This window comes from Novosphingobium mathurense (assembly GCF_900168325.1).
Classification (GTDB): Bacteria; Pseudomonadota; Alphaproteobacteria; order Sphingomonadales; family Sphingomonadaceae; genus Novosphingobium; species Novosphingobium mathurense.
Map to the genome: position 1 here is coordinate 656,519 of NZ_FVZE01000001.1, position 22,607 is coordinate 679,125.

The following is a 22,607-nucleotide window of genomic DNA, read 5'->3' on the forward strand; positions in this document are numbered from 1 at the left end:
AGGAGGCGGCGTAGCCCGATCTTAACCATTCGCTGCGACACTGGCGCCGCAGTCGAACATCAATCAGGTAGTCATCATGGCATTCCTCAAGGGTCTCATTCCCGGATTTCTGCTGACCTGGGTCGTGTCTTTGATCATCGGTTCCAACGGCTCGAAGGGCGGTATGCTCACGATCCAGCACACCTATATCGAGGGGCACAGCTTCTATTGGTCCTGGCCGCTGTTCATTGCCGGGACCGCGCTGTCCTGGGCGCTGTTTGCGATGATGGACTGAACGCCGCCCTCGCTTCGCCGCACCGTACTGCCATATCCTTGGCGCGGTGCGGGCTTCAGAATGCAGTTTGCCTTAATATCAGGTTCTAAAGTGCCGTTCTTGCGAGGGCGTCAACGCAGCGTCTTGCTTCTTCGATCGACCAGTCGTGCAAGGGGCCCCGAACATGGGGGGACAGGACCTCGCAGACGCCGAGGCGCATGTGCGCTTCGAGTGCATCGTCGGCGATCGCCTGCCCGGCCCAGAGCGTGACTGCGCTTACCATGCGCATCGTGACCAGCCCGTTGAGCACGTCGATGACTGCCGGGTCCAGCGCATCCCGGTCGACCAGTTCCTCCAGCGCTCTTCCGACATAGCGGCGATAGACTTCGTGCAGGGCGACGAGATCCGTCTGCTGGACGAGCACCGGCGCCAATGCCCGCGCCACTTCGGGCGCTTCAAGGGTTCGGCGCGAGAGCGTTTCGCATAGGGAAAGGAAGAAGCCGATGCCGTGATCGGCCGCCTTGCTCCAGGCTTCCTCGATGAAGCCCTCGCTGCGTTCGCGCGCGGCGGTGGCGATCAGGGCGTCCTTGGTCTTGTAGATGTTGAACAGGGTGCGCTCTGCAACGCCCGCTTCGCTGGCGATCATCTTCGTCGACATCGCGTCGTAGCCATGGCGGACCAGCAGGGCATAGGCCGCATCGAGAATACGCGCGCGTCGTTCCCGCTGTCGCGGCGTCAGGCTGCGGATGTGATTCGCAGCTCGGGCTGCCTCTGCCAGATCGGACATCGGCCATCCTTAGAGGGATGTCGCAGGTCAGATCAATCGCGCGAACGAAATCGCGTATCGCTTTGCGCGGTATGGAGGATTTTCGGGGGTGCGAAAGGTCGCTACGGCGCCGGTCGCGCCGGAAGAGATGGTGACCCCTACGGGACTCGAACCCGTGTTTCAGCCGTGAAAGGGCCGCGTCCTAGACCGCTAGACGAAGGGGCCATGAAAGCCATTCGCATGGCCTGTCTGGCATCTCTTACGGCTGGTGACCCCTACGGGACTCGAACCCGTGTTTCAGCCGTGAGAGGGCCGCGTCCTAGACCGCTAGACGAAGGGGCCATATAGCCATTTGAAAGCCTGCCTGGCGCAGCACCGGATGGTGACCCCTACGGGAATCGAACCCGTGTTTCAGCCGTGAAAGGGCCGCGTCCTAGACCGCTAGACGAAGGGGCCATTCCGAGCTGCGCCGGAGGCAGGACCGGCCCTCTAGCGGTGGGTTGCGGGGGGGTCAACCCCCTGATCGCAGATAAATTGCACTCTTTGTGGCACGCCATTGAGGCAGGCTGATTTCAGTCCGCGAATGCGGCGTCGTCGATGTGCAATTCAGCCTGAGGGCGGCTGCCCCAGTCGTCGATCTTCGCCCGTCCGGCAAGCCAAAGGCGGCGACCCTGCGAGGCATGGAGCAGGGCCTGGCCCATCTCGGTTTCGGCAGAACGGAAGGCCATGGCCTTGAAACGGCCGCCATCCGTGCCGCCGACGATCAGCCGGACGTGGTCTGCGCCCACGACGTCGGCCTTGACGATCCGCACCGGCCCGACCGCCACGCGCGGTCCCGGCCAGCCCATGCCGTAGGGGCCGGCGCTTTCCAGGGTCTCGACCAGCGTGGGCGTCAATCCGCCCGGCGCGAGCGCGAGATCGAGCAGCATCGCCTGATTTGCGCTGGCGTGTGAAACGTCGGTGGCAAGACGCGAATCGAGCCATTCGGACAGGGCTTCGAGCTTGTCGGGCGCGATCGTGAGGCCCGCTGCCATGGCATGGCCGCCGCCCGCCACCAAGAGGCCCGTCTCGCGTGCGGCAATGATCGCTGCACCAAGATCGACCCCGGTGATCGAGCGTCCCGATCCCTTGCCATTGCCCGCTTCGTCCGCGTCGAGCGCGATGACGAGCGTGGGCTTGCCGGTCTTTTCCTTGATCCGTCCGGCCACGATACCGATGACGCCCGGGTGCCATCCGGCGCCGGCAAGTACGAGGACCGCGCGGTTGTGCTGGCGATCGATCTGCGCTTCGGCGGTTTCCTGAACCGCCTGCTCGATCGCACGCCTTTCGTCGTTGAGGCGCGAGAGCTGGGCGGCGATGTCGCGCGCTTCGTCCGGATCGGTAGTGGTCAGCAGGCGGACGCCCAGAGTCGATTCGCCCACGCGGCCCCCGGCATTGATGCGCGGGCCGAGCGCGAAGCCGAGGTCGCTGCAGGTGGGCGCGCGGTTGAGGCGGCTTGCGTCGATCAGGGCCGACATGCCGATGTTGTCGCGCCGGGCCATGACCTTGAGCCCCTGGGCGACGAGCGCACGGTTGAGGCCATGAAGCGCGGCAACGTCGGCCACGGTGCCCAGTGCCACGAGGTCGAGAAGGGCGAACAGGTCAGGCTCGCGGCGTTCGGCGAAGAAGCCCTGACGACGCAGGGTGCGCACGGTGGCGACGGCGAGCAGGAAGGCGACGCCAACAGCGGCAAGATGGCCGTGATCTGCGCCTGTGGCGCTCTCGTCGAGGCGGTTCGGATTGACCAGAGCGGCGGCGCGCGGCAGTTCCGGTGAGCACTTGTGATGGTCCACGACGATCACGTCGACACCCACGCCATGTGCCATTTCCAACGCTTCATGGGCCATCGCACCGCAGTCGACGGTGACGATCAGACTGGAGCCTTCCCCGGCAATGCGCACGAGCGCTTCGCCCGAGGGGCCGTAGCCTTCGAGCAGCCGGTCGGGAATGTAATAGCGGGCATCGTGGCCCAGCGAGCGCATGAGCAGGATCAGCAGGGCCGCACTCGTTGCGCCGTCGACGTCGTAGTCCCCGTAGACCGTCACGGCCTCGCCGGTCATGATCGCCTGCGCCAGCCGTTCGGCGGCCGCGTCCATGTCACGGAATTCGGACGGATCGGGCAGGAAGGCGCGCAGCGAAGGGGTGCGATGCCGGTCCAGGTCCTCACGCGGAACGCCGCGCGAAAGCAGGAGCTGGGTGACGATGTCGTTTTCCAGCCCGCCGGGACCGTCCGAGAGGTCCATGTTGCCGCCGCGCCAGCGCCAGGCCTTGCCGGTGAGGGATTTGTCGATGCCGAAGAGCGAAGCAGATCGAGAAGCCATGCCTTTCCGATTATACGAGCGCGTGACCAGCGGGAAGGCTTGAGCCCACAGGTTCATGCCCTTTCAACAGCACAAGGCGTGACAGCAGGCCACTAACGCGACTAGTTTTGACGGATGGCAGCGCCCCGTTCCACGCCCGCAATGCGGCCCATCGGCCCTGACTTGCCGTGAGCGAGCCTGTCCTTGCCGTGATCTGGCATTCCCGGACCGGCGCCTCGCGGGCGATGGCGGCGCAAGTGGCAGAGGGAGCTGGCAGCCGCGCTCGCCTGATTGCGGCCGCCGATGTCTTGCCGGAGGATTTGCTGGCTGCGGGGGGCTACGTCTTCGTCTGCCCCGAAAACCTCGCGACGGTGTCGGGCATGATGAAGGAGATGTTCGACCGCTGCTATTACCCGGTGCTCGGTCGGATCGAGGGCAGGGCCTATGCCACGGTCATCGCCGCGGGATCGGATGGATCGGGCGCGCAGGCCCAGATCGATCGCATTGCCACGGGCTTGCGTCTCAAGCGGGTGGCTGACCCGATGATCGTCAATCTGCAGGCGCAGACGCCCGAGGAAATTCTTGCCGATAAGACTGTCCCTCGCGAGCGTCTGCAGGAATGCCGCGATCTCGGCGCGGCGATGGGCGAGGGGCTTTCGCTCGGCATCTTCTGAGACGGCGGCCATCGGGATTAAGTTTCGGCAACCGGCTCGACGGTTTCGGGAACAAGCGGAAGAATCCCGATTTAACGCCTAAGTCTCTGAAAGTAAGTTCCATGTCGCCCCCGGACAGCCCTGTCGAAAATTCCAATCCCGGTGCTACGCTCGTCTTCGCGGAAGGTGCGCGGCCAACAGCCTGCGCTCTTGCGTCCCTATTCGATTCACCGGCGATGCTGGGGATCGGTTCCGTTGTCGCCAATCGATCCCATCTCACCGGAAATGGGATCGAGGTGCTTGCTGGCGGTCTGGCATTCGACCTGCGCTTCGCGGATGGTCCAGCGCCGGACGGACAGGTCATCCGGATCGAGCCCGGCGAGCATGTTGCCGCTGGCGTGACCTTGCTCCCGGTCGTCAGGGCGCTCGCGGGGCTCGTCGCCAACCTGGCGCTTCACTTGCCCGTCGCAGCGATCGCCTGGGACATGGCGGGGACCGTCGCACAACCGCAGGAGTTCTCACGCGCGGCACTCAACTGGCTGGCCGGGGGACCTTTTCCGGCGCAGTGCCTGACCTCCCTGACGGTCAAGTCGGACGGCAGCATCGCCAGCGAAGGGCTGGTTCACTTCACCGGACAGGAAATGTACCTTGTCGGTGCGGAGGGCGAGGACGAGGCGACGGCGATACGGCTCGCCGTTGGCGTGGTCGATCAACTGGTTCGCCAGGGGCGCCTGCTGGCCCCGCGGGAGTTTACCATTGCCGGCACCGGATTGCTGGCCGAGCCCTCGCAATATGAGGATCGGGTCTGGGTCTGGCGCAAGCGCTAGGCTTTGCCGGTCAAGTTCCTCCGGTGCGGGCCCGCAGGTCTGCCTTGGCAGCCTCGTACTCGGCATGGAGCTTGGCGACGCGGTCGGCAACCGGTTCGATTGCCTTGATCGCGCCGATGCCTTGCCCTGCGCCCCAGATGTCCTTCCAGGCCTTGGCTTCCATCTTGCCGCCCGAACCGAAATCCATCTGGCTCTTGTCGCCCTCTGGCAGATTATCGGGGTCCATGCCCGCTGCCTCGATCGAGGGGCGCAGGTAATTGCCGTGGACACCGGTGAAGAGGCTGGAATTTACGATGTCGGCGGCGTGGCTGTCGACGATCGACTGCTTGTACCCTTCGACGGCATTCGCCTCCGGCGTCGCGATCCAGGGCGAGCCGATATAGGCGAAGTCGGCGCCCAAAGCCTGGGCTGCGAGAATCGAGCGACCGCAAGCGATGGCGCCCGAGAGGGCGAGCGGGCCGTCGAACCACTCGCGGATTTCCTGTACCAGCGCGAAGGGCGATTGCGTGCCCGCATGACCGCCGGCTCCCGCAGCCACTGCGATCAGGCCGTCCGCGCCCTTTTCCATCGCCTTGCGTGCAAAACGGTTGTCGATGACGTCATGTAGGACGAGCCCGCCCCAGCCGTGAACCGCGGCATTGATGTCTTCGCGTGCGCCCAGCGAGGTGATGACAAGCGGCACTTTCCACTTCGCACACATCGCCAGATCCTCTTCCAACCGGTTGTTGGAGCGGTGAACGATGAGATTGACGGCGAAGGGCACGCCGCAATCGGCGGTTTCCTCGTTGATCCGGTGCAGCCATTCGTCGAGTTGGCTGGCGGGGCGCGCATTGAGGGCGGGAAAGCTGCCGACAATTCCCGAGCGCACTTGAGCGATGACGAGGTCCGGATTGGAAACGATGAACATCGGCGAGCCGATGACCGGGAGGCGCAGATTGTCGAAGAGTGCGGGCAGGGCCATTTCAGTTCCGTTTAATCGAGCAATTAAACGGCAGGCTAATGCGGTCCGGCAGCGCTGTCGAGAGGCTGCATAAACCGATCCGGCAAGGGAAAGCCGGGGGCGTTAAAAGCGAAAGGGGCCTGCCATCCGGCAAGCCCCTTGTCTTGATCGGTCGGATCAGGCGGCGTTGCTGGCAGCATTGGCCGCGCTGAGCACGGCCCTAACGCTGGCGGTCGCGACGTCCTCATCGATGCCCACGCCCCAGATCGTGCGGCCATCGCTCGTCACGCACTCGACGTAGGCTGCCGCGCGCGCGTCCGAACTGGAGCCCATCGAGTGTTCGGCGTAGTCGCGCACTTCGAGGGTGACGCCAAAGCTTTCGGCCAGGGTCGCCGTGACCGAGGAGATCAGGCCGTTGCCACGACCCGATACGGTCTGTTCCTTGCCGTCGACGCCGATCTTGCCGGCAAAGACGCGGGTCCCGTCGGATGCGCGCTTCTCGTCCCAGTCGATGAGCTGGAAGTGCTGCGGTTCATCGATGCGATAGACCTTCCGGAACACGTCCCAGATATCGCCGGCCTGCAGTTCGCGGCCCAGTTCGTCTGCCAGGTCCTGCACGTGCTTGGAGAAGTGCGCCTGCATGCGCTTGGGCAGCTTGAGACCCTGATCCTGCTCGATCACCCAGGCAAAGCCGCCCTTGCCCGACTGCGAGTTGACGCGGATGACCGCCTCGTAGTTGCGGCCCAGATCCGCCGGATCGATCGGCAGGTAGGGAACGGCCCAGGTCTCGTCGTTGCGCTTCTCGCGCGCGGCAAAGCCCTTCTTGATCGCATCCTGGTGCGAGCCGGAGAAGGCGGTGAAGACCAGTTCGCCGCCATAAGGATGGCGTTCGGGGACCTTGAGCTGGTTGCAGTACTCGACGGTCTGGATGACTTCGTCGATGTCCGAGAAATCCAGCTCCGGATCAACACCTTGCGTGTACATGTTGAGAGCGACTGTCACCAAGCAGCAGTTGCCGGTGCGCTCGCCATTGCCGAACAGGCAGCCCTCGACGCGGTCGGCGCCGGCCATCAGCCCCAGCTCGGCAGCAGCCACGCCGGTGCCGCGGTCGTTGTGCGTGTGCAGGCTGATTACCGCGCTCTCGCGGTTGGGCAGGTTGCGGCAGAAGTATTCGATCTGGTCGGCGTAGATGTTCGGCGTTGCCGCCTCGACCGTCGCCGGCAGGTTGAGGATGATCGGATGCTCAGGCGTGGGCTGGAGCACTTCCATCACCGCTTCGCAGCACTCGATCGAGAAATCGAGTTCCGCGGTCGAGAACGTCTCGGGCGAGTACTCGAAGTGCCACTTGGTCTGTGGGTACTTCGCCGCCTGGTCACGCATGACCTTGGCGCCGTTGACCGCGATCTGGCGCACTTCGGACTGGTCCATCCCGAAAACGACCTGACGCCACAGCGGCGAGACTGCGTTGTAGAGGTGGACGATGGCGGCATGAACGCCGGCCAGGCTTTCGAACGACTTTTCGATCAGGTCCTGCCGCGACTGGGTCAGCACCTGCACCAGTACGTCCTCGGGGATACGTCCGGTGTCGACCAGACCGCGGATGAAGTCGTAGTCGGTCGCGCCCGAGCTGGGGAAGCCGACTTCGATCTCCTTCAGGCCCACCTTGACCAGCAGGTCGAAGAAGCGGGTCTTCTTCTCCGAGCTCATCGGGTCGATGAGCGCCTGGTTGCCGTCACGCAGATCGGTGGAGAGCCAGCGCGGTGCCTTGGTGATGACCTGCGAGGGCCATTGGCGATCCTGCAGCTGGATCTGCGGGAAAGGGCGATATTTGACCGAAGGGTCTTTCAGCATAGTCATGGGTAGTGTCTCGCTCGGGAAAGTCTGCGCTTTGCGTGTCGTCTTATCAGGTCCCTTGAGCGCCGAGCGCGCCGACCGGACGACGCGTCACCTCACGCCCAAGGGCGGGTAAGTCGCAGAAGAAGGCCAAGCCGGAGAGTCATGACAGTGCCTATGGGGACAGCCGGAGGAGATGTAAAGGGGGAAACGCGGTCAGGCCCGCGCGCTGCGCAGCGTCTGGGGATGTCGCCGATAAGCGCGCGCGGGCGTGGGATCAGGGCGTCAGTTGCACCCGAACTTTTCGATCATGCCCTTGTCGTCGAGGAACACGTTGAGGCGGTTCGGGCGGTAATCCATGGTCATGGCCGAGCCGGGCTTGAGTACACGGATCGGGTTGTCGCCGCGCCATTGCCGGATCAGGCCCAGCACTTCCTCATTGGCTGGCTGTCCGACATAGGCGCCGAGCTGTTCGGCGCCGCAACTTTCGGCGATCGGCGGCGGCGGTGCGGTTTCGGGCGCAGTCTGGTCCCCGGTACAGGCGCTCAATGCCAGGACACTGGCGCCCAGTACGCCAGCAAGCATCAGCGAACGCGGTGCGGTCATATTTTCGTACTCCATTTCAAGAGGTTGTCCTGAATGAATTCGTGCGCTGGAGCAATGCACCTGTACAGATAGTGACCTGGAGTATCAGGCCGCGTTCAGGACCCCGGTTTGTCCGCGGCAGCTTTCATGAAGGCGGCAGCGATCTTGAGTTCGACCTCGTCGGAAACCATCGGAATTCCGAAATCGAGCCCGAAGTCGCTGCGCTTGAGCGTACCCGTCGCATCGAAGCCAAGGCCCTCGCCGCCGCCCATCTGTGGCGGCATAGTCCCGGCGCCGTGGAAGAGCACCTGCAGGGTGACGGGCTTGGTGATGCCGTTCAGAGTTAGATTGCCGGTCATCTCTGCCTGCTGGTCTCCGGTGATCCTGACCAAGGTGGAGACGAAGCGCGCGTCTTCCGGCTTGGGGCCGAAGAAGTCGGGCTTCCCGCCTTCGCTGGCGGGGGCCTTGAGCAGGTGGCTCTTCAACCCGGCGCTGGCAACGGTGACGCTTGCCACGGGAATGCTCATGGCGACGCGCGCCTGTTCGGGGCGTTTGGGATCGATGTCCAGCGTTCCGGCGACGTCGCCGAAGATCCCGAAATAGGGCGTGAAGCCGAGGTGATCGACGCTCCATTCGACGAGCGTGTGGTGCGGATCGGCCTCGTAGTGCCCACCGCTTACCAACGATGGATCGGGTTTGCCGAAAGCGGAGGGTGGCGCAGCAGGTGCGGGGTCGGCTTCCGCTTCCTGCGCAGGGAGCGGCGTGGAAAGCGCGAAAGCAGCTGCAAAGGCAATTGCGGGCGGAAGCGCGCAGACAGCGCCGAGCAGTCGGTTCATCAGGAAGTCCTCCCGGTCGTTACGTTCTGTTGCGAACGGCCCGGCCGGGAGTTTGTTCCGAAAAGACGAACGACGCAAGCCGTTCGTCTTTTCCGTCTGTTTTGAATTAGTTCTTGGTCTTGTCGACCAGTGCGTTGGCACCGATCCAGGGCATCATGGCGCGCAGCTTGGCGCCGGTTTCCTCGATCGGGTGACGCAGGGCAGCCTTGCGCGAAGCCTTCAGCTCGGGCTGGCCGGCGCGGTTGTCCATCACGAAGTCCTTGACGAATCGGCCCGACTGGATGTCTTCCAGAACGCGCTTCATTTCCTTCTTGGTCTCTTCGGTGATGATGCGCGGACCGGTCTTGATGTCGCCGTATTCGGCGGTGTTCGAGATCGAGTAGCGCATGTTGGCAATGCCGCCTTCATACATCAGGTCGACGATCAGCTTCAGCTCGTGAAGGCATTCGAAGTAGGCCATCTCGGGAGCGTAGCCGGCTTCGACGAGGGTTTCGAAACCAGCCTGGACGAGCGCGGTCGCACCGCCGCACAGAACGGCCTGCTCACCGAACAGGTCGGTTTCGCACTCTTCACGGAAGTTGGTTTCGATGATGCCCGAGCGGCCGCCACCGACGCCCGAAGCGTAGGCGAGGGCGATATCCTGCGCATTGCCGGTCACGTCCTGATGGATCGCGATGAGGCAGGGCACGCCGCCACCGCGCTGGTATTCCGAACGCACGGTGTGGCCCGGGCCCTTCGGCGCGATCAGGAACACATCGATGTCGGCGCGGGGTTCGATCAGGCCGAAGTGGACATTGAGGCCGTGGGCGAAGGCAAGCGCCGCGCCGGGCTTCAGGTTCTCATGGATGTCGGCGGCGTAGATCGCGGCCTGGTGCTCGTCGGGCGCCAGGATCATGAGCACGTCGGCCCATGCGGCTGCTTCCTTGTTCGTCAGGACCTTGAAGCCGGCGGCTTCGGCCTTCTTGGCAGTTGCCGAACCTTCGCGCAGCGCGATGGCCACGTCCTTCACGCCGCTGTCGCGCAGGTTCTGCGCGTGGGCATGGCCCTGGCTGCCGTAGCCGAGAATGGCGATCTTCTTGCCGGTGATCAGGTTGATGTCGCAATCGGCGTCGTAATAGACTTTCATTGGTCTTTCCTTCCGTCATCCCGACACTGGCCGGGATCGCTGTCGATCATGCGCCGCCGCTCGGGACGGAGATCCCGAAATTCGGTTCGGGACGACGCAAACTCAAAAAAATCAGGCTTCTTCCGCCCCGCGGATCATCGCCACGATACCCGTTCGTCCGACCTCGACGAGGCCGAGTTCGCGCATCAGCGTGACGAAAGTGTCGATCTTGTCCGGCGCACCCGTCAGTTCGAAGATGAAGCTGCCGGTGGTCGTGTCGACCGGCTTGGCCCGGAACACGTCGGCGATGCGCAGCGCCTCGACGCGCTTCTCGCCAACGCCGGCCACCTTTACCAGCGCCAGTTCGCGCTGCACGTAAGGGCCGACTTCGGTCAGGTCGACGACCTTGTGGACCGGAACCAGACGCTCGAGCTGGGCGTGGATCTGGTCGATCTGGCTCGGCGGGCCGTGCGTGACGATCGTGATCCGGCTCACCGAATGGTTCTCGGTGATGTCGGCCACGGTCAGGCTGTCGATGTTGTAGCCGCGCGCGGTAAACAGGCCCGCGATCTTGGCGAGGATACCGGCCTCGTTGTCGACCGTGACGGTCAGGACGTGCCGTTCCTCGGCCTCGTGCTTGATATGCATCATCATGTTTTCCTTCGGGGCCGGCTCAGACGAGTGCCTTGGCTTCGTCGTCCATGGTGCCGGCCACGGTGTCTCCGTAGAGGATCATCTCGGTGTGCGAGGCGCCCGAGGGAATCATCGGGAAGCAGTTCGATTCCTTGGCGACCAGGCAATCGACGATCACCGGGCCGTCATGCTCGATCATGGCCTTGATGCCGGCGTCGAGCTGGCTTTCGTTCTCGATGCGGATGCCCTTCCAGCCATAGGCTTCGGCGAGCTTCACGAAGTCGGGCAGGCTGTCCGAATAGGAGTTCGAATAGCGGCTCTCGTAAGTGAGTTCCTGCCACTGACGGACCATGCCCATCCACTCGTTGTTGAGGATGAAGACCTTGACCGGCAGGCGATACTGCGTGGCGGTGCCCATCTCCTGGATGTTCATCTGAATCGAGGCGTCGCCGGCGATGTCGATGACGAGGCTGTCCGGGTTGCCGCACTGCGCGCCGATCGCGGCGGGCAGGCCGTAACCCATGGTGCCCAGACCGCCCGAGGTCAGCCACTTGTTCGGACCGAAGAAGTGGAAGTGTTGCGCCGCCCACATCTGGTGCTGGCCCACTTCGGTGGAAATCACCGGGTCCTTGTCCCTGGTCAGCTCGAACAGCCGCTGTATCGCCAGCTGGGGCATGATCGCCTCCTTGCTGAGCGGGAACGACAGGCTCTTCTTCTCGCGCCAGCCGTCGATGCGGGCCTTCCACGCGGACAGGTCCTGCGGCTTGCGGCTGCCCCAGCCTTCGAGGATCTGCTCGATCACCGAAGCACAGTCGCCGACAATCGGCAGGTCGACCTGCACCGTCTTGTTGATCGACGAACGGTCGATGTCGACGTGGATCTTCTTCGAGTTCGGCGCGAAGGCGTCGAGGCGACCGGTGACGCGGTCGTCGAAGCGCGCGCCGAGACAGACGATCAGGTCCGCCTGGTTCATCGCCAGGTTCGCTTCGTAGGTGCCGTGCATACCCAGCATGCCCAGCCAGTCGGCGTGGTCGGCCGGGAAGGCACCAAGACCCATCAGGGTCGAGGTGACCGGCGCGCCGGTCTTTTCCTGCAGTTCGCGCAGGAGCTGCGTGGCGCGCAGACCCGAATTGATGATGCCGCCGCCGGTATAGAGGACCGGAGCCTTGGCCGAGGCGATCATGTCGATGGCCTGCGCGATCTCGTCCGCCCCGCCCAGCGTCGGGGGCGAGTAACGGTTGCGGCGCTGCGCCGGAGCGTCGGTCCAGGGCGCGGTGGCGATCTGAACGTCCTTGGGGATGTCGATCAGGACCGGGCCGGGGCGGCCGGTCGTCGCGATCTGGAACGCCTCGTCGATGGTCGCGGCAAGGTCGGCCGGGTCCTTCACGAGGTAGTTGTGCTTGGTGCAGTGGCGCGAGATGCCAACGGTATCGGCTTCCTGGAACGCGTCCGAGCCGATCAGCGCGGTCGGAACCTGGCCGGTGATGACGACGAGCGGAATCGAATCGAGGAAGGCATCGGCGATGCCGGTGACGGCATTGGTCGCGCCCGGGCCCGAAGTGACCAGGACGACACCGGGCTTGCCGGTCGAACGGGCGTAGCCTTCGGCCGCATGGGCCGCGCCGGCTTCATGGCGCACGAGGATGTGGCGAAGCCGTTCGTCGCCGAAGAGAGCATCGTAGATCGGAAGCACGGCACCACCAGGATAGCCGAATACGAACTCGACTCCCTGACGGACCAGGCTTTCAACCAGGATGTTCGCGCCGCTGCGCTCTTCACTCACAACACATTCCTCTTCGTATTCCGGTGCACGGCCCCCGAAAGGCCGCTTCAGAAAGCCCGCTTCCATAGGAGGATCGGCCCCGGAAACAAGCATTTCCGCAGGCCACGCGCTCTCTAATGAAACCGACCCGACACGACAATCGTCGCGCCGGGTCATCCTCTCCTCCCTGCATAACTTCCATCAGCAGGTGCTGGTGGCCTCTACGGGACCGTAAATGTTACGTCAAATGAAAAATTCGAAATAAAATTTCACGCATTGCATTGGAATCAAAATTTTCAAACGGCAATCTTGGCCAATCTTCCGGGGGTTGGTGCCGCAGCCATGTGAACTGTCGTTTGGCGTAATTGCGGGTTGCCTGGCTGCCGCGGGCTGTGGCTTCCCCGAGCGTCCATTCGCCGCGCACGACTCCGGCAAGCTCAGGGACGCCGATGGCGCGCATGACAGGCAGGGTGGGATCGAGATCGCGGGCAAGGAGCGCCTCGACTTCGGCAAGTGCGCCGCGCTCCATCATTCGCTCGAAGCGCAGATCGCAGCGCCGGTAGAGCGCCTGCCGTTCGGGCAGGAGAATTGCGGGAAACACGGTGACGGTATCGGCGATGCCGCCTGTGGTTTCGGTCTGCCATTGTGCCAGCGTCTTCCCGCTCGACCTGACGACTTCGAGTGCGCGGGCGATGCGGGCGGCGTCGGCGGGGGCGAGGCGGGCGGCGCGTTCCGGGTCCTCCTGCCGGAGCGCGGCATAGGCATCTTCGACGGGCAGCGCGCGAACCGCCTCGCGAATTCCGGGCTCGATAGCAGGTACCGGCGCGATGCCTTCCAGCAGTGTCCTTATATATAGGCCGGTACCGCCAACGAGGATGGGCAGGGCGCCGTCGGCGTGGATCTGGCTGATCGTGCGGCGCGCGGCATCGGCCCAGTCTGCTGCTGAGCAGCTTTGCGCCCCGTCCCAGTCTCCGAACAGGCGGTGCTCGATTCCCCCCATTTCCTCAGGCGTCGGCCGTGCGCTGAGAACCTGCAGGTCGGCGTAGACCTGCGAGCTGTCGGCATTGACGACGACGCAGCGACGGCCGTGCCTCTCGAGTTCCTGCGCCAGCATGACCGCACAATCGCTCTTGCCGCTGGCGGTCGGCCCTGCGATGAGCGCCAGCGGTGGCCGGTCTCCGGTTGCAATATTCAACGATGCATCAAGGATATTCGCAGTGCTCATTGCCCGGCTGATAGCAGAACCGGATCATCTCTCCGCAAGAATCGACGCGGCCCGGGCCGATATGGAAAAACGGGGTGTGCGCCTCGCCGAGGCTTCCATGCTCGATTTCTGCGGACAGACGATGCAGATCGAGTCGCCCGACAGCGATGCTTCGGCCATGCGCGCCTCGCTCGATGCCCATTTCGAGGAGACCGACGGCCTCGTTTGCGAGAGCGAGCCGCAAGTGCCCGCGCTGTTCATTTCCGACATGGATTCGACCATGATCGGGCAGGAATGCATTGACGAACTGGCCGACTTCGCTGGCCTCAAGGACCGCATTGCCGACATTACCGAGCGCGCCATGCAGGGCGAGCTGGACTTCGAACAGGCCCTGCGTGAACGCGTTGGACTGCTCGAGGGTCTGTCGATCGAAGCGATCGACCAGTGCCTCGCCGGTCGCATCCAGCCCATGCCGGGATCGAAGGTCCTGGTGCAGACGCTCAAGAAGCTGGGTTGCCGTACCGTTCTGGTGACGGGTGGCTTCCACCACTTTGCCGATCCGGTCGCCGAGTGGCTGGGCTTCGAAGAGGTCGTGGGCAATCGCCTGGAGGTCGCGGATCGCAAGCTGACCGGTGGCCTTGTCGGCGGCATCGTCGACAGCTCGGTCAAGAAGGGCACGCTGCAATCGATCATGGCCGAACTGGCGGAAGGCGCGACCAGTCTCGCCACCGGCGATGGCGCCAACGATATTCCGATGCTTGAAGCGGCCACGTACGGCATCGCCTATCACGCCAAGCCCAAGGCGCGCGCTGCCGCCAATGGCTGGATCAACCGCGGTGACCTGACTTCGGTTTTGCGCCTGCTCGGCATTCCCGAGAAGGACTGGGTTCGCGATTGATGCGATGACCTGACCTGGCCCTCATCCTCGATGTTGCTTAGCGGCGGGGAGGATGAGGGGAGGTCGTTGCTGATCCAGTGGTAGCGCCGAAGAGGGATTCGGGTAAGCAATCTCACGCGCTTGCTCGAAGCGCTGAGATTGCCCCTGCGTCAGTCGATTTCGCGACCGCCCCCTTCCCATTTTGCCATGCAAGACAGGGAGGAGTTTCCAGAATGAGATCCTCCCCATCGCGATGATCGGGGGAGCGAAGCCAACCGCAGGCTGGCGGAGGGTTTTACGCCTCCATCCAGTCCCGGAAGAATGCCTCGTTGGCTTCGCGAAGATCGGCGATTTCGACGCCGGCAACCTTGCTTCCGCCGACGGTGCCGATCTTGACCGCGCCGGGCAGATCGGTTCCGGCCGGGGCGGTCACGACGTAACGGCCCTGGTCTTCACCGAAGGCTTCGGCGGTGGTGAGGTCGGTGTCGAGCGTGCAGCCCTTGCCGCTCGCAAGGGCCATTTCGGCCAGCGCGACGAGCAGGCCGCCGTCGCTGACGTCGTGGACGGCGGTAACCTTGTCCTGACCGATCCACTCACGCACGGTTGCGCCGTTGGCGCGTTCGGCTTCGAGGTCGACCTTCGGCGCTTCGCCCGCTTCCTGGCCGGCAATCTCGCGCAGCCACAGCGACTGGCCGAGGTGCGTGCCCGAACCGCCCAGCACGAAGATGGCGTCGCCTTCGTTCTTGAAGGCGATCGTGGCCATCTTGTCGTGGTCGACGAGCAGGCCGACGCCGCCGATCGCCGGGGTCGGCAGGATGGCCGATCCGCCGCCGGTGGCCTTCGATTCGTTGTAGAGCGAGACGTTGCCGGACACGATCGGATAGTCGAGCGCGCGGCAGGCATCGCCCATGCCGTTAAGGCAGCCAACGATCTGCGCCATGATCTGCGGACGCTGCGGGTTCGCGAAGTTGAGGCAGTTGGTGATCGCCAGCGGCAGACCGCCGACCGCGCAGATGTTGCGGTAAGTCTCGGCGACAGCCTGCTTGCCGCCCTCATAGGGGTCGGCATAGCAGTAGCGCGGGCTGCAGTCGGTGCTGATCGCCAGCGCCTTCTGCGTGCCGTGGACACGCACGACCGCGGCGTCGCCGCCGGACTTCTGCATGGTGTCGGCGCCGACCTGGCTGTCGTACTGTTCCCAGATCCACTTGCGCGAGGCGAGGTCCGCGCCGCCCATGAGCCTCAGCAGGTCGGCTCCCGGATCGGTGGTTTCCGGCACGTCAACCAGCGCAGGCACCTGGGCCCAAGCCTTGTATTCTTCGGGGCTGACGTAAGGACGCTCGTATTCCGGCGCATCGTCGGCGAGCGGGCCGAGCGGAATGTCGCAGACCACTTCGCCGTCGAATTCGAGGACCATGTGACCGGTGTCGGTCACTTCGCCGATCACCGCGAAGTCGAGTTCCCACTTCTTGAAGATCGCTTCGGCCATGGCTTCCTTGCCCGGCTTGAGGACCATGAGCATGCGCTCCTGGCTCTCCGAAAGCATCATCTCGTAAGGCGTCATCGCCTCTTCGCGGCACGGCACCTTGTTCATGTCGAGCCGGATGCCGGCGCCGCCCTTGCTGGCCATCTCGACCGAGGAGGAGGTGAGGCCGGCCGCGCCCATGTCCTGGATCGCGACGATCGCGTCGGTGGCCATCAGCTCGAGGCAGGCCTCGATCAGCAGCTTTTCGGTGAAGGGGTCGCCGACCTGCACGGTCGGGCGCTTCTCGTCCGAATTCTCGTCGAAGTCGGCCGAGGCCATGGTGGCGCCGTGGATGCCATCACGGCCGGTCTTCGAGCCGACGTAGACGATCGGGTTGCCGAGGCCGGTGGCGGCGCAGTAGAAGATCTTGTCGGTTTCGGCCACGCCCACGGTCATCGCGTTGACGAGGATGTTGCCGTCGTAGGCCTTGTGGAAGTTCGTCTCGCCGCCGACGGTGGGGACGCCCACGCAGTTGCCGTAGCCGCCGATTCCCGCGACCACGCCCTGGACGAGATGCTTCATCTTCGGGTGCTCGGGGCGGCCGAAACGCAGCGCGTTCATGTTCGCGACCGGGCGCGCGCCCATCGTGAACACGTCGCGCAGGATGCCGCCGACGCCCGTCGCCGCGCCCTGGTAGGGCTCGATGTAGCTGGGGTGGTTGTGGCTCTCCATCTTGAAGATGGCCGCCTGGCCGTCGCCGATGTCAATGACGCCGGCGTTCTCGCCGGGGCCCTGGATGACCCAGGGCGCCTCGGTCGGCAACTTCTTGAGGTGGAAGCGACTCGACTTGTACGAGCAATGCTCCGACCACATGACCGAAAAGATGCCGAGTTCCACAAGGTTCGGCTCTCGGCCGAGCGCATGAAGGACGCGCTCGTATTCCTCGGGGCTGAGGCCGTGGGCCTCGACGACTTCAGGGGTGATTCCGCTCATGCGACGCGCCTTAGCCATGTCCACGCGCGCGCGCTAGTCCGCTTCACGCGCTGAATGGTCCGCATCGTGCCCTGAAGCGGCGTTCCGGGCCTCAAGAACATGGCAAAACGCGTTTCTCCGGTTCCTACCTTGACCGTCCGACACGAGACGGCCATTGCTGCGGCATGAACGGAGAGACCCCGAACATCGACGCCTTGAGCTTTGAGGATGCGCTGCGCGCGCTGGAAGACGTGGTGCGCAAGCTGGAAAGCGGCGATGTGCCGCTTGAGGATTCGATCACGCTTTACGAACGTGGTGAAGAACTGCGCAAGCATTGCCAGAAGCGCCTCGATGCGGCCCAGGCGCGGATCGAGAAGATCGTCGCCGGACCCGATGGAGTGCCGTCCGGCACCCAGCCTTTCGATACTGCGGATCGCTGAGTCGTGGCCCAGGGCGTAGCCGACTCGCTGCTCGCAGAGGGTCTTGTGCGCATCGCGTCCGAGATCGACGGCGCATTCGATGCACTCCTGCCGGTACCCGAAGATGCGCGCGCGCGACTGGTGGAAGCCATGCGTTATGCCGCGATCGGCGGCGGCAAGCGGCTGCGTCCGCTGTTGCTGACTTCGGTCGCCGAATTGTACGGGGTCGACCGCGGGGCCGCAGTGCGGGCCGCCGTCGCGATCGAGGCGATCCACGTCTATTCCCTTATCCATGACGATCTGCCGTGCATGGACGATGACGCCCTGCGTCACGGCAAGCCGACCGTTCACATCGCTTTCGACGAGGCGACGGCGGTTCTGGCCGGGGATTCGCTGCACGTTTTCGCTTTCGAGGTGCTTGCCGATCCGGCGACCTGTGCCGATCCGTTCACCCGGATCGAACTGGTCCAGGCGCTTGGCCACGCGAGCGGCGCTCAAGGTATGGCCGGCGGCCAGATGATGGACCTCGTCGCCGAGACGAGCGAGTTCGACCTGCAGACCGTCACGCGCCTGCAGCAGCTCAAGACCGGGGCGCTGCTTGGCGCGGCGGTCGAGATGGGCGCCATCCTGGGCCGGGTTTCGCCGGAAGGGCGTACACACCTTCGCGGCTATGCGCGCGACATCGGTCTCGCATTCCAGATCGCCGACGACTTGATCGACTATGAAGGCGATGCCGCCACGGCGGGCAAGGCCGTGGGCAAGGATGCCGGCGCGGGCAAGGAAACCTTCGTTTCGCTGCTCGGGCCCGAACGCGCGCGTGAGCAGGCGCGGCTGCTGGTTGACCAGGCGATCTCGTACCTTGCGCACTACGGCAAGGAAGCGGACCTGCTGCGTGCCGTGGCGCGCTACATCATCGAGAGGGATCATTGATGACGGCCTTGAAGACTGCTGGCGAACGTGTCGGCGTTTATCCCGGCACTTTCGATCCGATCACGCGCGGTCATGCCGACATCATCCGGCGCGGGGCCAAGCTGGTCGATCGGTTGATCATCGGCGTCACCACCAACATGTCGAAGAACCCGCTTTTCACGCCAGACGAGCGTATAGCGATGGTGGAGCGTGAAGTGGCAAGCCTGGGCATCGAGAACGTCTCGGTGGTGGGTTTCAACGCACTGCTGATGAAATTCGCCGAAAAGCAGGGCGCAACGGTGATCGTGCGCGGCCTGCGCGCCGTGGCTGACTTCGAGTACGAGTACCAGATGGCTGGCATGAACCAGCAGCTTAACTCGAACATCGAGACCGTCTTCCTCATGGCCGATGTCAGCCTGCAGCCGATCGCATCCAAGCTCGTGAAGGAAATCGCGATGTTCGGCGGCGATATCACCAAGTTCGTCAGCCCCGCAGTGCGCGACGACGTCGTCGAGCGCATTGCCGCGACGGGTCTCAAGGGCGACTACTGAACAGATCGGTCCGTTTCGTTCATTGTCACGTCATCGCCGGCGCTCTATCGCCCCCACGATGACTGGCTTCAGCTTGTGAGTAATCGATGAAATTTCGCCTTCCTCTCACCGCGACGATGATCGGGCTTGCGCTGGTGGCTGCACCGGCCCTGGCGAAGAAAAAGGATGTACCCGCTCCTGCTGCGCCGGCGCTTTCGTCGGTCGTCGACACGGACATGTCGCACGATCCGCAGAACATCCTGTTGCTCGATCTTTCGGACGGCGGCCGCGTGGCGATCCGCCTGATGCCGGAATGGGCGCCCCACCACGTGGAGCGGATCAAGTCGCTTGCCGAGCAGGGCTTCTACAACGGTGTCATCTTCCACCGCGTGATCGACGGCTTCATGGCGCAGACCGGCGACCCGACGGGAACCGGTCAGGGCGGCTCGCAACTGCCTGACCTGCAGGCCGAGTTCAATTCGCTGCCGCACTTGCGCGGCACCGTTTCGATGGCGCGCACCAACGATCCGAACAGCGCGAACAGCCAGTTCTTCATCGTGTTCTATCCGCGCTTCTCGCTCGACCACAAGTATACCGTGTTCGGCCGCGTGATTTCGGGCATGCAGTACGTCGATGCGATCCAGCGCGGCGAACCGCCGCAGAACCCGACGCGCATCGTTCAGGCGACGCTCGCCTCCGATCACAAGGCGCCGCCTGCACCGGGTACTGTCGCAGCATCGGCCACGGCGGCTCCGATTACCGCGGACCAGCTCAGCAATTCGACATCCGACTGAGCTGCGCACAGGGCCCTATTGCAACGCCCGATCTTGTCGAAGTCCGCGCGCTGCTCTAGCGCGCGGCCATGCGCGTTGACCTCTTCGATTTCGACCTTCCCACCGAACGCATAGCCCTTCGTCCGGCCAAGCCGCGCGATGCCGCGCGCATGCTGGTGGTGGAGGGCGATGCACTGTTCTCCGACCGCCATGTACGCGACCTGCCGCAGAGGCTGCGCAAGGGCGACGTGCTGGTCTTCAACGATACCCGCGTGATCCCGGCCCAGCTGGAAGGTCGCCGCGGAGAGGCCCGGATCGGTGCGACCTTGCACAAGCGCATCGACCTGCGCCGCTGGCAGGCCTTCGTGCGCAATGCCAAGCGGCTCAAATTGGGCGACCGGATCGAATTCCCGGCCGAAGTGACGGCGATTGCCGAGGCACGGCACGACGACGGCAGCTGGACGCTAGCCTTTGAGGGCGACGAGCCGGTCGAAGTGCTGCTCGAGCGGGCAGGGCGCATGCCGCTGCCGCCCTACATCGCCGGCAAGCGCGAGACCGACGAGGCCGACCGCTCGGACTACCAGACCATGTTCGCGCGCGAGAAGGGCGCGGTTGCCGCTCCCACTGCGGCGCTGCACTTTACGCCTGAACTCGTCGACCGGCTCGACGAAGCCGGTATTGCCCGCGAGACGCTGACGCTTCATGTCGGGGCGGGGACTTTCCTGCCAGTGAAGGCCGACGACACTGCCGACCACAAGATGCACGCCGAATGGGGACGCATCGACCAGGCCACCGCGGATCGTCTCAATGCCGCGCGCATGGCCGGTGGCCGCCTGATCGCCGTTGGCACGACCAGCCTGCGCCTGCTGGAAAGTGCGGCGGGTGACGACAACGTGATCCGGCCGTTCGAAGGCGATACCTCGATCTTCATCACCCCGGGCTATCGCTTCAAGGCGATCGACGGCCTGATGACCAACTTCCACCTGCCCAAGTCTACGCTGTTCATGCTCGTCAGCGCGCTGATGGGGCTGGAGAAGATGCAGGCAGTCTATGCCCACGCCATTGCCGAGGAATACCGCTTCTATTCCTATGGAGATTCGAGCCTGCTGCTGCCCTGATTCGGCAGAGCTGGACCAACTTGTGGGAATTGCGTCGCAATCTCACGGTCCAGGTCTTGGAACTGCCATCGTCATGCCCCATCAAGGCAAGATGGAATCCATTCTCGAAATCCGCGGTCTCACGAAGACTTACGCGGGCGGCTTCACGGCGCTGCATGGCGTCGACCTCGACATTCGCAAGGGCGAGATCTTCGCCTTGCTCGGTCCCAATGGTGCAGGCAAGACGACCCTGATCGGTGCCGTGTGCGGACTGGTGCGTCCCAGTTCCGGCACGATCCGGGTCTTCGGTGAAGACCTTGGCTCGCACTGGCGCAGCCTGCGCGCCCGGATCGGATTGGTCCCGCAGGAGCTCGCGACCGACATGTTCGAAACGGTCATGCACACCGTGAACTATTCGCGCGGGCTTTTCGGCCTGGCGCCGGACGCGGGCAAGATCGAGGAGATCCTCAAGGCGCTCAGCCTCTGGGACAAGCGCAACGAGCAGATTCGCGCGCTGTCAGGGGGGATGAAGCGCCGTGTGCTGATCGCCAAGGCGCTGGCGCATGAACCGCAACTGCTGTTCCTCGACGAGCCGACGGCGGGCGTCGACGTCGAACTGCGGCGCGACATGTGGCAGCAGATCGCCAAGTTGCGCGACCTTGGCACCACGGTCATCCTGACGACGCACTACATCGAAGAGGCCGAGGAAATGGCCGACCGCGTCGGCATCATCCAGGCCGGGCGAATCCGCATGGTCGAGCAGACCTCGGTTATGATGAAGCAGCTTGGCCGTACCGAAGCGCATATCAGGCTGGCCCAGCCGCTTGCGGATATACCCACGATGCTGGACCGTTTCGCGGTCACGCTTGGCGATGGCGGCGCGGAGCTTTGCTACCGCGGCGGAGACGGCGCAGGGGGCGGCAAGGCCGAAGTGGCCGAGCTGACCAAGACGCTGGTCGCGGCCGGAATCGACTACACGTCGATCGACATTCGCGAATCGAGCCTCGAAGAGATCTTCGTCAATCTGCTTGAAGGAGAGGCGCAGTGATCGCTTTCAACGCCCGCAGCGCCTGGACCATTTACAAGCGCGAAGTCGCACGCGCGTTGCGCACGGCCATGCAGTCGATCCTTGGTCCGGTGCTGACCACCGTTCTCTATTTTGTCGTCTTCGGCGCGGCTATCGGCGGTCGGATGGAGACGATGGACGGGGTCAATTACGGTGCCTTCATCGTGCCTGGGCTGCTCCTGCTCACGTTGCTGAGCGAAAGCACGTCCAACGGCAGCTTCGGCATCTACATGCCGCGCTTCACCGGCGCGATCTATGAACTGCTTTCCGCGCCCGTCGGCACGGCCGAGACGCTGGTTGGCTTCGTCGGGGCGGCGGCGACCAAGTCACTGATCCTGGCCGCTATTATTCTCGGGACCGCGACTTTCTTTGTCGACTATACGATCCTGCACCCGTTCTACACGCTCGGCTTCATCCTGCTGGTCTCGGCAAGCTTCTCGCTCTTCGGCTTCATCCTCGGGATCTGGGCCGACAGCTTCGAGAAGCTGGGCATCGTGCCGGTCCTGTTTATCGTCCCGCTGACTTTCCTGGGCGGCACGTTCTATTCGATCGACGTCCTGCCCGAACCGTGGCGTTCGGTGGCCATGGCCAACCCGGTCGTCTATCTCGTCAACGGACTGCGCTGGTGCTTCTACGGCAGTTCGGACTTCCCGATTGCCACTTCGCTGGGGATGACTCTGGCGTTCCTCGCGATTTGCGTGGCCTTCATCGCATGGATCTTCAAGACGGGCTGGCGCCTGCGGTCCTGATTTCATAGATTCGATTC

At 64.1% G+C, this 22,607-nt stretch carries 22 protein-coding genes and 3 tRNA genes; 11 read left to right on the forward strand and 14 right to left on the reverse strand.

Features of this window, described 5'->3' with window-relative positions:
• The first annotated feature begins 76 nt into the window (after window positions 1–76).
• Window positions 77–274 carry a hypothetical protein gene (locus B5483_RS03180; protein ID WP_054946510.1) on the forward strand — a complete coding sequence of 66 codons (198 nt, stop codon included), beginning with the start codon at window positions 77–79 and terminating at the stop codon, window positions 272–274.
• An 85-nt stretch (window positions 275–359) separates the two neighbouring features.
• On the opposite strand, the gene B5483_RS03185 is transcribed toward B5483_RS03180, so the two are convergent.
• The 5 genes from B5483_RS03185 to recJ all read right to left on the reverse strand — a co-directional run bounded on the left by B5483_RS03185 (window position 360) and on the right by recJ (window position 3,379).
• Complete coding sequence (locus B5483_RS03185) at window positions 360–1,040, reverse strand: TetR/AcrR family transcriptional regulator (RefSeq protein ID WP_054946511.1); 681 nt, start codon at window positions 1,038–1,040, stop codon at window positions 360–362.
• A gap of 128 nt (window positions 1,041–1,168) precedes the next feature.
• Window positions 1,169–1,244: transfer RNA gene (locus tag B5483_RS03190), tRNA-Glu, on the reverse strand.
• 41 nt (window positions 1,245–1,285) lie between these two features.
• A tRNA-Glu gene (locus B5483_RS03195) sits at window positions 1,286–1,361 on the reverse strand.
• Window positions 1,362–1,399: 38 nt separating this feature from the next.
• Window positions 1,400–1,475 (reverse strand) — tRNA-Glu (locus tag B5483_RS03200).
• A 116-nt stretch (window positions 1,476–1,591) separates the two neighbouring features.
• Window positions 1,592–3,379, reverse strand: a complete 1,788-nt coding sequence (gene recJ, locus B5483_RS03205; RefSeq protein WP_079729446.1) for a single-stranded-DNA-specific exonuclease RecJ — start codon at window positions 3,377–3,379, stop codon at window positions 1,592–1,594.
• Window positions 3,380–3,546: 167 nt separating this feature from the next.
• On the opposite strand from recJ, the gene B5483_RS03210 reads away from it, so the two are divergent.
• Together B5483_RS03210 and B5483_RS03215 are read left to right on the forward strand one after the other, a co-directional pair.
• Complete coding sequence (locus B5483_RS03210) at window positions 3,547–4,032, forward strand: flavodoxin family protein (protein WP_079729447.1); 486 nt, start codon at window positions 3,547–3,549, stop codon at window positions 4,030–4,032.
• 101 nt (window positions 4,033–4,133) lie between these two features.
• Complete coding sequence (locus B5483_RS03215; protein WP_079729448.1) at window positions 4,134–4,838, forward strand: hypothetical protein; 705 nt, start codon at window positions 4,134–4,136, stop codon at window positions 4,836–4,838.
• 10 nt (window positions 4,839–4,848) lie between these two features.
• On the opposite strand, the gene B5483_RS03220 is transcribed toward B5483_RS03215, so the two are convergent.
• The 8 genes from B5483_RS03220 to miaA form a co-directional block, all read right to left on the reverse strand.
• Window positions 4,849–5,799: an NAD(P)H-dependent flavin oxidoreductase gene (locus B5483_RS03220; RefSeq protein ID WP_079729449.1), complete on the reverse strand. Its 951-nt coding sequence runs from the start codon at window positions 5,797–5,799 to the stop codon at window positions 4,849–4,851.
• 156 nt (window positions 5,800–5,955) lie between these two features.
• The gene (gene leuA, locus B5483_RS03225) at window positions 5,956–7,635 is read right to left on the reverse strand and encodes a 2-isopropylmalate synthase (protein ID WP_054946193.1); all 1,680 of its coding nucleotides are present in this window, start codon (window positions 7,633–7,635) and stop codon (window positions 5,956–5,958) included.
• 261 nt (window positions 7,636–7,896) lie between these two features.
• A complete protein-coding gene (locus B5483_RS03230) occupies window positions 7,897–8,217 on the reverse strand; it encodes an I78 family peptidase inhibitor (RefSeq protein ID WP_231634642.1) in 321 nt (106 codons plus the stop codon).
• A 95-nt stretch (window positions 8,218–8,312) separates the two neighbouring features.
• Complete coding sequence (locus B5483_RS03235; RefSeq protein WP_054946194.1) at window positions 8,313–9,032, reverse strand: YceI family protein; 720 nt, start codon at window positions 9,030–9,032, stop codon at window positions 8,313–8,315.
• A gap of 106 nt (window positions 9,033–9,138) precedes the next feature.
• Window positions 9,139–10,158: a ketol-acid reductoisomerase gene (ilvC, locus tag B5483_RS03240; RefSeq protein WP_054946195.1), complete on the reverse strand. Its 1,020-nt coding sequence runs from the start codon at window positions 10,156–10,158 to the stop codon at window positions 9,139–9,141.
• Between the two features lie 111 nt (window positions 10,159–10,269).
• Entirely contained in the window at window positions 10,270–10,788 is a 519-nt protein-coding gene (ilvN, locus tag B5483_RS03245) for an acetolactate synthase small subunit (RefSeq protein ID WP_038576682.1), read from the reverse strand.
• Between the two features lie 22 nt (window positions 10,789–10,810).
• Window positions 10,811–12,553 (reverse strand): biosynthetic-type acetolactate synthase large subunit, encoded by a 1,743-nt coding sequence (gene ilvB, locus B5483_RS03250; RefSeq protein WP_054946234.1) that lies wholly within the window; start codon window positions 12,551–12,553, stop codon window positions 10,811–10,813.
• A gap of 217 nt (window positions 12,554–12,770) precedes the next feature.
• Window positions 12,771–13,757 carry a tRNA (adenosine(37)-N6)-dimethylallyltransferase MiaA gene (gene miaA, locus B5483_RS03255; RefSeq protein ID WP_079729857.1) on the reverse strand — a complete coding sequence of 329 codons (987 nt, stop codon included), beginning with the start codon at window positions 13,755–13,757 and terminating at the stop codon, window positions 12,771–12,773.
• 61 nt (window positions 13,758–13,818) lie between these two features.
• Here miaA and serB point away from each other — a divergent pair, with 61 nt between their 5' ends.
• On the forward strand, window positions 13,819–14,634 hold the full coding sequence (serB, locus tag B5483_RS03260; protein ID WP_245828804.1) for a phosphoserine phosphatase SerB: 816 nt from the start codon (window positions 13,819–13,821) through the stop codon (window positions 14,632–14,634).
• Window positions 14,635–14,908: 274 nt separating this feature from the next.
• On the opposite strand, the gene purL is transcribed toward serB, so the two are convergent.
• Window positions 14,909–17,068: a phosphoribosylformylglycinamidine synthase subunit PurL gene (gene purL, locus B5483_RS03265; RefSeq protein WP_054946196.1), complete on the reverse strand. Its 2,160-nt coding sequence runs from the start codon at window positions 17,066–17,068 to the stop codon at window positions 14,909–14,911.
• 164 nt (window positions 17,069–17,232) lie between these two features.
• Between purL and B5483_RS03270 the strand changes: the two genes are divergently transcribed.
• The 7 genes from B5483_RS03270 (at window position 17,233) to B5483_RS03300 (ending at window position 22,590) form a co-directional block, all read left to right on the forward strand.
• Window positions 17,233–17,487 (forward strand): exodeoxyribonuclease VII small subunit, encoded by a 255-nt coding sequence (locus B5483_RS03270; RefSeq protein ID WP_054946197.1) that lies wholly within the window; start codon window positions 17,233–17,235, stop codon window positions 17,485–17,487.
• A gap of 3 nt (window positions 17,488–17,490) precedes the next feature.
• Window positions 17,491–18,396: a polyprenyl synthetase family protein gene (locus tag B5483_RS03275; RefSeq protein ID WP_054946198.1), complete on the forward strand. Its 906-nt coding sequence runs from the start codon at window positions 17,491–17,493 to the stop codon at window positions 18,394–18,396.
• The gene (gene coaD / locus B5483_RS03280; RefSeq protein WP_079729451.1) at window positions 18,396–18,926 is read left to right on the forward strand and encodes a pantetheine-phosphate adenylyltransferase; all 531 of its coding nucleotides are present in this window, start codon (window positions 18,396–18,398) and stop codon (window positions 18,924–18,926) included. The genes B5483_RS03275 and coaD overlap by 1 nt, the downstream gene beginning before the upstream one ends.
• A gap of 86 nt (window positions 18,927–19,012) precedes the next feature.
• Entirely contained in the window at window positions 19,013–19,699 is a 687-nt protein-coding gene (locus tag B5483_RS03285; protein ID WP_079729452.1) for a peptidylprolyl isomerase, read from the forward strand.
• A 68-nt stretch (window positions 19,700–19,767) separates the two neighbouring features.
• The gene (queA, locus tag B5483_RS03290; RefSeq protein ID WP_079729453.1) at window positions 19,768–20,796 is read left to right on the forward strand and encodes a tRNA preQ1(34) S-adenosylmethionine ribosyltransferase-isomerase QueA; all 1,029 of its coding nucleotides are present in this window, start codon (window positions 19,768–19,770) and stop codon (window positions 20,794–20,796) included.
• A 91-nt stretch (window positions 20,797–20,887) separates the two neighbouring features.
• The gene (locus tag B5483_RS03295) at window positions 20,888–21,823 is read left to right on the forward strand and encodes an ABC transporter ATP-binding protein (protein WP_079729858.1); all 936 of its coding nucleotides are present in this window, start codon (window positions 20,888–20,890) and stop codon (window positions 21,821–21,823) included.
• The gene (locus B5483_RS03300) at window positions 21,820–22,590 is read left to right on the forward strand and encodes an ABC transporter permease (protein WP_054946202.1); all 771 of its coding nucleotides are present in this window, start codon (window positions 21,820–21,822) and stop codon (window positions 22,588–22,590) included. Before B5483_RS03295 ends, B5483_RS03300 begins: the two co-directional genes overlap by 4 nt.
• Window positions 22,591–22,607 lie beyond the last annotated feature (17 nt).

Bases quoted from the DNA above. Each gene is read 5' to 3' on its own strand.
- leuA (WP_054946193.1), bottom strand. From the start codon at position 7,635: ATGACTATGCTGAAAGACCCTTCGGTCAAATATCGCCCTTTCCCGCAG.
- coaD (WP_079729451.1), top strand. From the start codon at position 18,396: ATGACGGCCTTGAAGACTGCTGGCGAACGTGTCGGCGTTTATCCCGGC.
- B5483_RS03285 (WP_079729452.1), top strand. From the start codon at position 19,013: ATGAAATTTCGCCTTCCTCTCACCGCGACGATGATCGGGCTTGCGCTG.
- serB (WP_245828804.1), top strand. From the start codon at position 13,819: ATGGAAAAACGGGGTGTGCGCCTCGCCGAGGCTTCCATGCTCGATTTC.
- purL (WP_054946196.1), bottom strand. From the start codon at position 17,068: ATGAGCGGAATCACCCCTGAAGTCGTCGAGGCCCACGGCCTCAGCCCC.
- B5483_RS03215 (WP_079729448.1), top strand. From the start codon at position 4,134: ATGTCGCCCCCGGACAGCCCTGTCGAAAATTCCAATCCCGGTGCTACG.
- B5483_RS03185 (WP_054946511.1), bottom strand. From the start codon at position 1,040: ATGTCCGATCTGGCAGAGGCAGCCCGAGCTGCGAATCACATCCGCAGC.
- ilvC (WP_054946195.1), bottom strand. From the start codon at position 10,158: ATGAAAGTCTATTACGACGCCGATTGCGACATCAACCTGATCACCGGC.
- B5483_RS03235 (WP_054946194.1), bottom strand. From the start codon at position 9,032: ATGAACCGACTGCTCGGCGCTGTCTGCGCGCTTCCGCCCGCAATTGCC.
- B5483_RS03295 (WP_079729858.1), top strand. From the start codon at position 20,888: ATGGAATCCATTCTCGAAATCCGCGGTCTCACGAAGACTTACGCGGGC.
- B5483_RS03220 (WP_079729449.1), bottom strand. From the start codon at position 5,799: ATGGCCCTGCCCGCACTCTTCGACAATCTGCGCCTCCCGGTCATCGGC.
- recJ (WP_079729446.1), bottom strand. From the start codon at position 3,379: ATGGCTTCTCGATCTGCTTCGCTCTTCGGCATCGACAAATCCCTCACC.
- B5483_RS03270 (WP_054946197.1), top strand. From the start codon at position 17,233: ATGAACGGAGAGACCCCGAACATCGACGCCTTGAGCTTTGAGGATGCG.
- ilvN (WP_038576682.1), bottom strand. From the start codon at position 10,788: ATGATGCATATCAAGCACGAGGCCGAGGAACGGCACGTCCTGACCGTC.
- miaA (WP_079729857.1), bottom strand. From the start codon at position 13,757: ATGAGCACTGCGAATATCCTTGATGCATCGTTGAATATTGCAACCGGA.
- B5483_RS03180 (WP_054946510.1), top strand. From the start codon at position 77: ATGGCATTCCTCAAGGGTCTCATTCCCGGATTTCTGCTGACCTGGGTC.
- B5483_RS03230 (WP_231634642.1), bottom strand. From the start codon at position 8,217: ATGACCGCACCGCGTTCGCTGATGCTTGCTGGCGTACTGGGCGCCAGT.
- queA (WP_079729453.1), top strand. From the start codon at position 19,768: ATGCGCGTTGACCTCTTCGATTTCGACCTTCCCACCGAACGCATAGCC.